The 12,254-nt window shown below is 70.4% G+C and carries 11 protein-coding genes; 6 read left to right on the forward strand and 5 right to left on the reverse strand.

The window, feature by feature from the left end; translation table 11 throughout:
- Positions 1-6 precede the first annotated feature (6 nt).
- Positions 7-1,539, reverse strand: a complete 1,533-nt coding sequence (locus ACZ7OO_RS14860; RefSeq protein WP_471504859.1) for a TIGR02677 family protein — start codon at positions 1,537-1,539, stop codon at positions 7-9.
- A gap of 424 nt (positions 1,540-1,963) precedes the next feature.
- On the opposite strand from ACZ7OO_RS14860, the gene ACZ7OO_RS14865 reads away from it, so the two are divergent.
- Positions 1,964-2,218, forward strand: coding sequence for a type II toxin-antitoxin system VapB family antitoxin (locus tag ACZ7OO_RS14865; RefSeq protein ID WP_471504860.1), 255 nt, complete (start codon positions 1,964-1,966; stop codon positions 2,216-2,218).
- Positions 2,218-2,637 carry a PIN domain-containing protein gene (locus tag ACZ7OO_RS14870; RefSeq protein ID WP_471504861.1) on the forward strand — a complete coding sequence of 140 codons (420 nt, stop codon included), beginning with the start codon at positions 2,218-2,220 and terminating at the stop codon, positions 2,635-2,637. Before ACZ7OO_RS14865 ends, ACZ7OO_RS14870 begins: the two co-directional genes overlap by 1 nt.
- 197 nt (positions 2,638-2,834) lie before the next feature.
- Here the strand turns inward: ACZ7OO_RS14870 and ACZ7OO_RS14875 are convergent, their stop codons facing one another.
- Positions 2,835-3,890, reverse strand: coding sequence for a LacI family DNA-binding transcriptional regulator (locus ACZ7OO_RS14875; RefSeq protein WP_471504863.1), 1,056 nt, complete (start codon positions 3,888-3,890; stop codon positions 2,835-2,837).
- Between the two features lie 340 nt (positions 3,891-4,230).
- Here ACZ7OO_RS14875 and ACZ7OO_RS14880 point away from each other — a divergent pair, with 340 nt between their 5' ends.
- The 4 genes from ACZ7OO_RS14880 (at position 4,231) to ACZ7OO_RS14895 (ending at position 9,024) form a co-directional block, all read left to right on the forward strand.
- On the forward strand, positions 4,231-5,556 hold the full coding sequence (locus tag ACZ7OO_RS14880; RefSeq protein WP_471504864.1) for an ABC transporter substrate-binding protein: 1,326 nt from the start codon (positions 4,231-4,233) through the stop codon (positions 5,554-5,556).
- A gap of 5 nt (positions 5,557-5,561) precedes the next feature.
- Positions 5,562-6,572 (forward strand): carbohydrate ABC transporter permease, encoded by a 1,011-nt coding sequence (locus tag ACZ7OO_RS14885; RefSeq protein WP_471504866.1) that lies wholly within the window; start codon positions 5,562-5,564, stop codon positions 6,570-6,572.
- A gap of 11 nt (positions 6,573-6,583) precedes the next feature.
- Positions 6,584-7,489 carry a carbohydrate ABC transporter permease gene (locus tag ACZ7OO_RS14890; protein ID WP_471504868.1) on the forward strand — a complete coding sequence of 302 codons (906 nt, stop codon included), beginning with the start codon at positions 6,584-6,586 and terminating at the stop codon, positions 7,487-7,489.
- 98 nt (positions 7,490-7,587) lie between these two features.
- Positions 7,588-9,024, forward strand: a complete 1,437-nt coding sequence (locus ACZ7OO_RS14895) for a GH1 family beta-glucosidase (RefSeq protein ID WP_471504869.1) — start codon at positions 7,588-7,590, stop codon at positions 9,022-9,024.
- Between the two features lie 57 nt (positions 9,025-9,081).
- Here ACZ7OO_RS14895 and ACZ7OO_RS14900 read toward each other — a convergent pair whose 3' ends face one another.
- The 3 genes from ACZ7OO_RS14900 to ACZ7OO_RS14910 are packed head-to-tail and all read right to left on the reverse strand — an operon-like array spanning position 9,082 to position 12,252.
- Entirely contained in the window at positions 9,082-10,104 is a 1,023-nt protein-coding gene (locus ACZ7OO_RS14900) for an endonuclease/exonuclease/phosphatase family protein (protein WP_471504870.1), read from the reverse strand.
- Positions 10,101-11,132: a glycosyltransferase family 2 protein gene (locus ACZ7OO_RS14905; RefSeq protein WP_471504872.1), complete on the reverse strand. Its 1,032-nt coding sequence runs from the start codon at positions 11,130-11,132 to the stop codon at positions 10,101-10,103. Before ACZ7OO_RS14905 ends, ACZ7OO_RS14900 begins: the two co-directional genes overlap by 4 nt.
- 46 nt (positions 11,133-11,178) lie before the next feature.
- The gene (locus tag ACZ7OO_RS14910; RefSeq protein WP_471504942.1) at positions 11,179-12,252 is read right to left on the reverse strand and encodes an NAD-dependent epimerase/dehydratase family protein; all 1,074 of its coding nucleotides are present in this window, start codon (positions 12,250-12,252) and stop codon (positions 11,179-11,181) included.
- Positions 12,253-12,254: the final 2 nt, after the last annotated feature.

A 12,254-nucleotide genomic window follows, 5' to 3' on the forward strand; every position in this document is an offset into this window, starting at 1 on the left:
TACGGTTCATGCGGTGACCTCCAGGCGCAGCCCGTCGAGATGGAGACGCCCGCGCACGGTGTCAACGGTGGTGGAACCCTCGGCGGGGGCGAGGGTGAGCCGTACCCCGTGGGCCGAGCCGGAAGCGGCGGTGACCCGGCGGCTGGCGGGGACGCGGGCGGCGAGGGCCACGTCCAGCAGGGCCAGCAGAGCCCGTGTCTCGGGCTCGTCGAGCGTCCGGCCGTACACACCGTCCGAGGCGAGAGAGTTCGCGGCACCCCGGCGCTCGGCCTGTTCCTTGAGCTGTTCGGCGCGGAGCAGGGCCCGCCGGTCGTCGTCGCGTTCGATGCGGCCGGGGCCGTGCAGGGCGGGGGTGCGGCCGGACTGGACCAGAGTGCGGGCGAGTTCGACCGGTTCCGCCTCCCACCAGGACGTACGCCCCGGGATCAGCTCGGGATCGGCGTAAGGGACGGCGATGTGGCGGGGTGCACCGAGTCCAAAAACCACCTGGAACAGGGCATGCGCGTCCTCGTCGCTCTCGCAGGAGGTGAACCACTGGGCGAGATGGCGCAGCTGGCTCTCCCGGCTCACTCCGCCACGGCGCGCCTCGGTGACCCGGCGCAGCAGAGCGAGGACGGAGCGGATCGCGGTGACGGTGGCGTTCTGCAGCCGCTCGGTCTCGCTGTGTTCGCGTTCCGCGAACCAGTGGACGATGCCGTCCCACCGATGCCGCCAGTCCGCCAGGCGCTCGGCGGGGCTGCGGAAGAGCCGCTCGTCGGCCTCGGCCGCGTACTCGATCATGCGGTCCACGCCGGTGGCCGCGGCCTTCTCGACGGCCTCGGCAAGCAGCGGGGCGTAGCGGCCGAGTTCGGCGGTGAACTCCCGCATGTGCGCGAGGAGCGTGTCCTTGTGGGCGAGGAACACCTCGGGCCGGGTGTCGTTGGTGCGCGCCAGGTCGCCCAGCATGAGATAGAAGCGGGCGGCGCGCTGCGCCATCTCGTTCAGCACCGAGTCGAGACGGCCGAGCTTGCGGTACACCTCCTCGCCGTCGCCCGCGGTGTTGGCCTCGGCCAGGGCGCGCAGGTCGCCGAGAATGTCGGGGAAGACGAGGCGGGAGAGCTGGGCGTCCTCCAGGCTGGCGCCGAGCACGTCCTCCACCGCCCGGTAAGCCCGGTATCCGGCCTGGGTGAACTGGTACACGTAGTGGCGGTTGCGGTACTCGGCAAGGTTCGCGGCGCGCGTCCCGTCGTATGACCGGTCCAGGACCTGCCACTCCGCGAGCGCGTCGAGCAGCGGCTGCACACCGGCGGGCCCGCCGACGGCGCCCGCAGCGGGGTGGTCGACGGCGAGCCGCTCCAGCAGCCTCACCACGTCCGAAGCGTGCAGCAGCACCTGGTAGTTGGCACGCCCGCGGTCGAATGCCCGCAGCAGCCACAGGTACTCGTGGCGCTTCTCGGCGGCGGCGAAGTGGAACAACCGCAGCCGGTCGTCGACGGAGAACGCGTCGATGCCGAACGCGCCCTCGTCAACGGGCTCCGAGGCGTCGAGCTCGTCACTCACGGATCTGCAGGCTTCCCTTTTCCCCTGTTTCGGCCGGTGCACGTCCGCCGGACACCACCGGATCCGCACCAGTCTGCCGTACCCCGACCAGCTCGGGTAAGTCGCACCCCGACTCTTTCCATCTGTGCTATGCGTCCGCCCCTCTCACACCACCTACCGGGCGGTGGGTGCCGTCGGGGATCCACCCGGCGGCCGGCTCAGCGGCAGATCGCTGCGTACGCCCCCCAGCCACACCGATGAGCCGCCCGCGGCCAGCCACCCCCATCTTCGCCGCGGCAAACCTCGCTGCGGTCCGCCTTCCCCAGCGCTGTCGCGGTGCCAGGGTCGTCCATCCACGATGAGACCTCCGACCGAAACGACATCGATTTTGGACAATAAAAGGTATCGTTTCATTGGCAGGGCTAGCAGCGGAGGGACCATCCACATGGCCAGAACAGTCATCGACCTCGATGAAGACATGGTCACCGAGGCCATGCGCATCTTCGGAGCCAAAACGAAGGCCAAAGCCGTCCGCCTCGCCATGGAAGACGCCGTCAAGAGGCACCTGCGACAGGAGGGCTTCGACGCCATGGAGGCCGGCGAGTTCGACTTCGGTGAGATCGTCGAGAACACCGGCCCCCGCAACGCTGACGGCTCTCTCAAGCACGACGGCGACCGCGACGGAGGCCGGGCCGCCTGATGCAGGACCGCTACCTGATCGACAAGTCCGCCCTCGCCCGCTGGACGAAACCGGGTGTCAAGGAGGTGCTCAAGCCCCTCCACGAGCGTTACCTTCTCGCAGTGTGCCAGCCCACCGAGTACGAGATGATCCACTCCGCACGGGACAGCTCCGAGGTGACCCGGATCAGCACCTGGCTCCACGCCTTCGACTACATCCACGCTGACGACCACACCTTCGTCCGCGCCCTGGAAGTTCAGCGCCACGCTCTGAACGCAGGCTTCCACCGCGAACTGTCCCTCCCCGGCCTACTGATCGCCGCCACGGCAGAACTGCACCAGCGGACGGTCCTCCACTACGACGGCGACTTCGACATGATCGCCTCCCTGACGGGACAACCCGCCGAATGGGTCGTACCGCCCGGCAGCGCCGACCGTTGAGCGGGCCGCCCGTCTACCGGGCGAGGTCGGCGGCCGGAAGCCTCGGTCACGCGTTCCGTAGCGACATCAGCCATGCCATTGTCCGGCGTTTGGCCACGGCCGAACCACGGCCCAACCGCGCGCGATTCGAGTCGTCCGGGGAAGAGCGATAGCCGCAAGTCCGCCACGAACCGCAACACGGGCCGCCCCTGCGCAGACTAGGAAGACGCGCGGGCCACCAGTTTCGTCGGCAGTACCGCCTGCCGGCGCTCCAGGCCCCGGGACGCGGCCGGGCGGCGGTCGGCGATCTCTGCGAGGAGGAGGTCGATCATCGCGCGGCCCATCTCCTCTATGGGCTGGCGGACACTGGTGAGCGGTGGGTCCATATGGCGGGCGATGGCCGAGTCGTCGTATCCGACCAGCGCCACGTCGTCGGGGATCCGGCGGCCCAGCTCCCGCAGCACCTGGCGGGCGCCCGCCGCCATCACGTCCGAGCCGGCGAAGACGGCGTCCACGGCGGGCTCGCGTTCCAGCAGCCGGGTCATCGCGCGCCGGCCGCCCTCCTCGGTGAAGTCGCCCGGCTCGACGAGGAGTTCGTCAACCCGTTGGCCTGCGTCACGCAGGGCGTCGCGGTAGCCGTCGACGCGGCGCTGGGCGCCGTACACGTCGAGGCGGCCGGTGATGTGGGCGATCGTCCGGCGGCCGCCGGCCAGCAGGTGCTCGACGGCCGAGCGGCCACCCCCGTAGTTGTCGGAGTCGACGGAGGTCAGCGTCTCGGCGGCGGAGCGCGGGCCGCTGATCACGGCGGGGATCTCCAGCTGGGCGAGGAGGTCGGGCAGCGGGTCGTCGGCGTGGACGGACACAAGGAGCACGCCGTCGACACGATGAGCCGCGAGGTACTGGGCGAGCCGTTCCCGCTCCCGGTCGCTGCCCGCGAAGATCAGCAGCAACTGCATCTCGGTGTCGGAGAGTTCGGCGCCGACACCGCGGAGCATGTCCGAGAAGTACGGTTCCGCGAAGAACCGGGTCTCCGGCTCGGGGACGACGAGGGCGATGGCGTCGGTGCGGTTGGCCGCGAGGGCGCGGGCGGCGGTGTTCGGAACGTAGCCGAGTTCGGCGACCGCGGCCTCGACGGCGGCCCGGGTGGCGTCGCTGACCCGGGGCGAGCCGTTGATCACCCGCGACACGGTCCCTCTCCCCACCCCGGCCCGGGCGGCGACCTCTTCGAGGGTGGGCCGACCACCGCTACGCCCCCGCGCTCCGTGGCTTGCCATGGGCTTTGCCCTCCTCGCCGACGTTAACTCGCTGGCCTGGAATCTAACAGTGCCGTCCGCCGGTGCGATCGCGGCCGTTTTGTCATGACATGTTCCGCTGTCCGCTCACCCGTCGGAGTTAGCTAACGGGCCGATAACTGGAGCCGGTTCGCCGCGCCCACTCCCTTGACACCCCGCCTCGAACCGACGACTCTTCAACACATCACTGGTGGGAGCGCTCCCACAGTACCTGACTCATACACATCCCGCACGTTCCCCGCCCGAGCCGCAGCGAGAAACATACGGGCCCAACAGTGCAGTTGGCCGGGGGGTCGGCACGTCAGGGCAACAGGAGGACGTAATGCGAGCACGTACCCGAACCGCCTCCCGCAGGGCGGTCGTACTGGCGGCCGTCGTGTCGCTGGGCGGAGCGTTGCTGGCCGGCTGTGCCAACGACAGTGGTGGCGGCAGTAACGACACCAGCGGCGGAGGCAGCGGCAAGACGACGATCAGCATGGGTCTCTTCGGCACGCAGGGCTTCAAGGAGGCCGGACTGTACGCCGAGTACGAGAAGCTCCACCCCGACATCAAGATCACGGAGAACGTCACCGAGCGGAACGAGAACTACTACCCCGCTCTGGTCAACCACCTCACCACCAACAGCGGACTGCAGGACATCCAGGCGGTCGAGGTCGGCAACATCGCCGAGGTCGTGCAGACCCAGGCGGGCAAGCTGGAGGACCTCTCCAAGGTCGCCGGGGTGAACAAGAGCAGCTGGCTGGCCTGGAAGTGGCAGCAGGCCACCACCAAGGACGGCCAGACCATCGGCCTCGGCACCGACATCGGCCCGATGGCGATCTGCTACCGCAAGGACCTCTTCCAGAAGGCCGGTCTGCCCACCGACCGGGACGCGGTCGGCAAGCTGTGGGCGGGCGACTGGAGCAAGCTCGTCACCGTCGGCGAGCAGTACAAGAAGAAGGCCCCCGGCGGCACCTACTTCATGGACTCCCCCGGCGGTCTGCTCAACGCGATCCTCTCCAGCCTGAAGGAGAAGTTCTACGACTCCTCCGGCAACGTCGTCTACAAGACGAACCCGGCCGTCAAGACCAGCTTCGACCTGGCCGCCAAAGCCGCCAAGGAGGGACTGGCCGGTTCGGAGACCCAGTTCCAGCCGTCCTGGAACCAGACGATAGCCAACAGCAAGTTCGCCGCGGTCGCCTGCCCGCCGTGGATGCTCGGCTACCTCAAGGGCCAGTCGAAGCCCGACGCCGCCGGCAAGTGGGACGTGGCCGCCGCACCCCAGGCCGGAAACTGGGGCGGCACCTTCCTCGCCGTACCCAAGAGCGGCAAGCACGTGAAGGAGGCGGAGCAGCTCGCCGCCTGGCTCACCGCACCGGCCCAGCAGGCCAAGCTCTTCAGCGTCCAGGGCAGCTTCCCGAGCGCTCCGGCCGCCTACGAGCTGCCCCAGGTGAAGGACGCCAAGAACGCGATGACCGGTGACTCGCCGATCGGCACCATCTTCGCCGACGCCGCCAAGGCCATCCCGCTCCAGCCCATCGGCCCGAAGGACCAGATCATCGGGGCCGGTCTGGGTGACAACGGAGTGATCCTCGTGGCCAAGGGCACGTCTCCCGAGGAGGCCTGGAAGACGGCCACCAAGACGATCGACAACAACCTGGAGAAGTGACCGGTATGTCCCGGCACGACACCGCCGCGCCCCTTGTGCAGGACAGGGGCGCGGCCCCCGCCCGCGGTCCTGCGGCACCCGACGCACCGACGGAGCAGAAGCGCCGGTCACGGCTGTCCCGGCGCTGGCAGCGGGACATGCGCTGGAGCCCGTACGCCTTCGTCTCCCCGTTCTTCCTGCTCTTCGCCGCGTTCGGCCTGTTCCCGCTGATCTACACCGGCTGGGCCTCGCTGCACACGGTGGAGCTGACCGCGCCCACCGACATGCAGTGGGCGGGCCTGCACAACTACACCCGGATCTTCGACGACGACTTCTTCTGGAACGCGGCGAAGAACACCCTGACCATCGGCATCATCTCCACGGTCCCGCAGCTGCTGATGGCGATGGGACTCGCCCACCTGCTCAACTACAAGCTGCGCGGCTCCACCTTCTTCCGGGTCGCGATGCTCGCGCCGTACGCCACCTCGATCGCCGCGGCCTCCCTGGTCTTCGTGCTGCTGTTCGGCCGTGACTACGGCGTGATCAACTGGGCGCTGCACTTCGTCGGCGTCGACAAGATCGACTGGCAGAACGACAAGTGGTCCTCGCAGATCGCGGTCTCGTCCGTGGTCATCTGGCGCTGGACCGGCTACAACGCGCTGATCTACCTGGCCGCGATGCAGGCGATCCCGCAGGACCTGTACGAGTCGGCGGCGCTGGACGGCGCCAACCGCTGGCAGCAGTTCTTCCATGTGACGCTGCCGCAGCTGCGGCCGACGATCCTGTTCACCGCCGTGGTGTCCACCATCGGCGCGAGCCAGCTGTTCGGCGAGCCGCTGATGTTCGACTCCATCAAGGGCGCGTCCGGCGGTGCGAACCACCAGTTCCAGACCCTGGGCCTGTACCTGTACGAGCAGGGCTGGATCAACCAGCACCTGGGCCGGGCCTCCGCGATCGCCTGGACGATGTTCCTGATCCTCATCGTGATCGGGGTCGTCAACTACGTCATCTCGCGCCGGCTGCGTGCCAGCAGTTAGGAGAACCAGCCGTGACGACGACCCTGACGAACCCTTCCGGCGAGGCGCCGCCCAAGGCGGCGCGCGTACGGCGGACCAAGGCCGGGCGGGCCGGCGGCCAGTCGTACGCCGGTCCCGTCGCCTATGCGGTCCTGGTGCTGTTCACCATCGGCTCGCTGTTCCCGCTGGTGTGGACGGCGATCGCCGCGTCCCGCGACAACAACCGGCTGGCGCAGACCCCGCCGCCGTTCTGGTTCGGCTCGAACCTGATGCACAACCTCAAGGTGGCCTGGTCGGACGCCAATCTGGGCAAGGCCTTCCTCAACACGACCATCGTGGCGGGGGTGTCGGCGGCGACCATCGTGTTCCTGTCCACCATCGCCGGGTTCGCCTTCGCCAAGCTGCGCTTCCGGGGCCGTAACGGACTGATGCTGGTGGTGATCGGCACGATGATGGTGCCGCCGCAGCTCAGCATCATCCCGCTGTACATGATGGTGGCGAAGCTGAACTGGTCCGACCAGCTGCAGGCGGTGATCCTGCCGTCGCTGGTGAGCGCGTTCGGTGTGTTCTTCATGCGGCAGTACCTGCTGCAGGCGCTGCCGGACGAGCTGATCGAGGCCGCCCGGGTGGACGGCGCGAGCAGCTGGCGCGTGGTGTGGCACGTGGTGTTCCCGGCGGCGCGGCCGGCGATGGCCGTGCTCGGCATGCTGATGTTCGTGCAGGCGTGGAACGACTTCCTGTGGCCGTTCCTGGTGCTGTCCCAGAACGGCAATCCGACCGTGCAGGTCGCCGTCGCGGGGCTGGGCCGCGGCTTCACCCCCGACCAGTCCCTGATCATGGCGGGTGCGCTGCTCGGCACGCTGCCGCTGCTGCTGGTCTTCGCGATCTTCGGCAAGCAGATCGTGGGCGGCATCATGCAGGGCGCGGTCAAGGGCTGAGCCGCGCCTCGCCCGGGCCGGGGCAGCGCCGCCCCGGCCCCGTTCGTCCCATCCCCATCCTGTCCGTCGGTTTCCACGACCCTCATGGGAGCGCTTCCATGTCCGATTCCGCACAGCCGGCGACCCCGGTGACCTTTCCTCCCGCCTTCGTCTGGGGCGCCGCGACCTCCGCGTACCAGATCGAGGGGGCGGTGCGGGAGGACGGCCGCACCCCCTCCATCTGGGACACCTTCAGCCATACCCCGGGCAAGACCGCCGACGGTGACCACGGTGACATCGCTGTCGACCACTACCACCGCTATCCCGAGGACGTGGCGCTGATGGCCGGACTCGGCCTGAACGCCTACCGGTTCTCGGTCTCCTGGTCGCGGGTGCAGCCGACGGGGCGCGGTCCGGCCGTCCAGGTGGGGCTGGACTTCTACCGCCGGCTGGTGGACGAGCTGCTGGCGCGCGGCATCAGGCCGGCGCTCACCCTCTATCACTGGGATCTGCCACAGGAACTGGAGGACGCGGGCGGCTGGCCGGAGCGGGACACCGCGCGGCGCTTCGCCGAGTACGCGCAGATCGTCGGGGAGGCGCTCGGCGACCGTGTCGAGCAGTGGATCACTCTGAACGAGCCGTGGTGCAGCGCCTTCCTGGGCTACGGCTCCGGGGTGCACGCCCCCGGCCGGACCGATCCGGCGGCCGCGCTGCGCGCCGCGCACCACCTCAACCTGGGGCACGGCCTGGCGACTTCGGCCCTGCGCTCGGTGATGCCGACCCGCAACCAGGTGGCGATCAGCCTCAACTCCTCGGTGGTACGGCCGCTTTCGCCAAGCCCCGCCGACCTGGCCGCGGTCCGCCGGATCGACGACCTCGCCAACGGGGTCTTCCACGGGCCGGTGCTGCACGGGGCGTATCCGGCGACGCTGCTGGAGGCCACCTCGACGGTCACCGACTGGTCGTACGTCCTCGACGGCGATCTGCGTACGATCCAGCAGCCGCTGGACGCGCTCGGGCTCAACTACTACACGCCGACGCTGGTGTCGGCGGCGGACGGGGCCCCGGACGGCCCTCGCGCCGACGGCCACGGGGCCAGCTCCTTCTCGCCGTGGCCGGGGGCGGAGGACGTGGCGTTCCATCAGACGCCGGGCGAGCGGACCGAGATGGGCTGGTCGGTAGATCCGTCCGGCCTGCACGAGCTGATCATGCGGTACGCGCGGGAGGCGCCCGGTCTGCCGCTGTACATCACGGAGAACGGCGCGGCCTACGAGGACAAGGTGGACGCCGACGGACGAGTGCACGACCCGGAGCGCATCGCCTATCTGCGCGCGCATCTGACCGCGGTGCGCCGGGCCATCACCGACGGGGCGGACGTCCGCGGGTACTACCTGTGGTCGCTGATGGACAACTTCGAGTGGGCGTACGGCTACGCCAAGCGGTTCGGCATGGTGCACGTCGACTACGCGACGCTGGAGCGGACGCCGAAGTCGAGCGCCCGCTGGTACGGGGAGGTGGCCCGCACGGGGGCGCTGCCGGAGGTCCCGGTGGCGTGAGTCCGGGGACGGGGCGTTCCGGGGGACAGTGGGGAGTCCTCCGGAACGCCCCACCGGTCAGGGGTCCTTGCGCACCCCGAGGACCAGTTCCTGCACTGCGTGGTCGGACAGGCCACGCGGGTCGAGGAAGCGGTAGCGGTGGGCGCTCGCGCCGTTGCCGGTGAAAGCGAGGTCCAGCCGCCACCAGCGCAGCCACCAGGTGCCGCGGTGCCAGCTGAGCGGGTAGGCGGCGGGGCAGGCGCGCAGCGCGTCGGTGGCGATCGTGGAGAGGCGGGCGATGTCGCCCTGGGACCGGCTGAGGTTGAAGTCCCCCGCCGCCACCGCCGGGAGGCCGTTGTCGCGGAGGTCGTCGATCAGCCGGTCGAGCTGCCGGTTGCGGCTGGCCAGCCGGTCCCTGACCTCCTGGCGGAGGGCCCGGCGCAGCGGGTTCTCCAGGAAGACGTGGACCGGCAGGTGCACGTTGTAGGTGGACAGCACCGGCGCGCCCGGCAGGCCGTCCACCCGCAGGTCCACCCGGAACACCTCGGGCGCCCCCAGGTCGGGGACGGCCACCACGGGAAAGCGGGACAGCGTGACGAACTGCCCCCGGATCAGCACCCGGTGGCCGGGGAACTCCCGCTCGAGCCGGGCGCGGAAGTCGACCGGCACCGGCGGCGCGTGCACTCCCGCGTCGTATATGTGCTCCTGGAGGAGGTAGACGTCCGCGTCGAGCCGGCGCAGGAAGGCGTAGAAGGCCTCCGTGTCGACCTCCTCGTCCCAGTGCTGGGTGTTCCAGCACACGACGCGGACGCCGTCGGCGGGGGTGCGGCGGAGGGCGAGCGGTGCCCGTGGGTTCAGTCCGCAGTGCCGTGCCCCGAGGAGCAGGGACAGCACGGCGAGGGCGGCGGTCCACGGGCGGACGCCGGCCGACGCCGCCGTGGTGCCCGCCAGCAGAGCGGCGGGCACCACGAGGAAGACCGGCGGCGGCAGGACGTCCGTCAGGGCCCACCACCAGGGCCCGTTCGTCAGCAGCCGGTCCGCGAGCTGGAAGAGCAGCCAGCCGACGGCGACGGCCGTCAGCACGGCGTCGAACCGTGTCATGCGGGCGTCGCCACCCCGGCGGTCAGCGCGGAGTCGTAGACGGCCCGGAACCGGCGGGAGAACAGACAGCCCAGGCCGCCCGCGATCACCCCGGCCGCCACCGCCAGGTTCACCAGGACGTTGACCGCGGCGAAGAAACCGAGGAAGCCCCACCCCCGGTGCCGTAGCACGCACCGGTACAGGCCGGTGTCGCAGGCGAGGGCGGCCACCAGCAGGAGCAGCGGGAGCACCCACCAGGCGGGGCCCAGCAGGAACGGCAGCGGGAGGGTGGCCGCCCACAGCAGCGTGACCGCGCTGGCCCAGGCGCGCGGGCCGGTGGCGTATCCGCCGGGCAGGCCGCGCCGCCGCAGATACAGCGGGATGGCCAGGTAGGTGCGCTGGTACACCTTGCGCAGGACCAGCCGCAGGGTGTCGTCGTTGTCGTGCCGGCCCACCACGGCGGAGGTGCTCAGCGCCGCGTACCGGGAGGAGAGCCGCAGCCCGAAGTCCTGGTCCTCGGTGTGCCGGAGCAGCGGGTTGAAGCCGCCGAGTTCGGCGAAGACCTCCGCCCGGATGGCGAAGGTGTTGGTGTGCACGGTGCTGATGCGCCCCTCGGACTCGATGAGCGCGTAGTACTGCTGGAGGCAGCGGTACTCCTCCATGCGGCTGTCCCGGATGAGCGGGTCGGGGTGGTAGATGCCGCAGACCGCACCGAGGGACGGGTCGGCGAGCAGCAGCCGGACGGACTGGGAGACGGCGTCGGGGGCGAGGGCCACGTCGGAGTCGACGAAGACCAGGATCTCCCCGGTGGCCCGCTCCGCGCCGAGGTTGCGGGCCACCGCCACGCCCCCGTTGCCACGGGTGCTGATCGCGGTGACTCCCATGGCCGCGGCGACGGCCACGGAGTCGTCGGTGCTGCAGTCGTCTATCAGGACGATCTCTATGGCGGGGTAGTCCTGGTCCTGGATCGCGCCGAGGCAGAGCGGCAGGGAACGGGCGTAGTTGTAGTTCGGCACGATGACCGATACCAGGGGCTGATGGTCGGACAAGAGTCTGCCCTTCGATTCGTGGTCGGACGGGGGCGGTGGACGGGGATCAGAAGAAGACCTTGGCGAGGGAGAGGGCGCCCTGCCGCCAGGGCTCGACGCTGGTGACGCCGCCTGCTGCCGGGGTGCGGCCGTCGGCGGGCCCGGTGCGGCGCCGCTGCTCCCGCCACCAGTCATAGGTACGGAGGATGGACTCCTGGTTGGAGTAGCGGGGGCGAAAGCCCAGGCGCTCCTGGGCCTTGGCGGTGCTGACGAAGGAGTCGTCGAGGAGTTTGTGCAGCAGGCGGCCGTAGACCGGGGAGAGCCGGCTGCGCTCCAGCAGGCGCAGCGCGGCCAGCGCGGGCCGGGCGGGCAGCGACACCACACGGCGGCGGTGGCCGGCCGCGTCCAGGACCGCCTGGAAGTCCTCCCGGATGGTGCCGAAGTCGGTGGCGCCCAGATTGAAGGTGTCGTCGGCCAGTTCGGCGGAGGCGTGCAGCGCGGTGACCACGGCACCGACGAGGTCGTCCACGTCGAACATCTGGATACGGACGTCGCCGCGTCCCAGCACGGGGAAGTTGCGGCCCTCCTCGGCCCATTCGAAGAGCATCGCGAACAACCCCATCCGGCCCGGTCCGAGGAAGGTCTTCGGGCGCAGGATCGGCAGGCACATGCCCTGGCCGCGGAACTCCTCGCACACCTCCTCCGCCTCGGCCTTGGCGGCGCTGTAGGTGTCGACCGGGCGGCGCGGGTAGGTCTCGGGGGTGGGCACCACCGTCGGGAGGCCGTAGACGGCCGTCGAGGAGATGTGCACGAAGCGGGGCACCCGCTGGGCGGCGGCCGCGGTGAGGACGCTGCGGGTGCCGCCGACTATCACCGAGCGGATCTGGTCCGCCGGGTAGCTGGGCAGCGCGGCGGCGCAGTGCACCACCGCGTCCGCGTCCGCGAGGGCGTCCTTCATGGCCGCGCCGTCGCGGACGTCGGCGACCGTCACGGCGAGTTCACCGGTGGTGCCCGCCCAGCGGGAGGGGTCGGGGGCGCGCAGGTCCACACAGCGGACGTGGTGCCCCTCCGCGAGCAGCCGGCCGATGAGGGTGCCGCCGAGCATGCCGGCCCCGCCGGTCACCACCACCCTGTTCACCACGG

Source organism: Streptomyces sp. NPDC111744 (genome assembly GCF_055634995.1).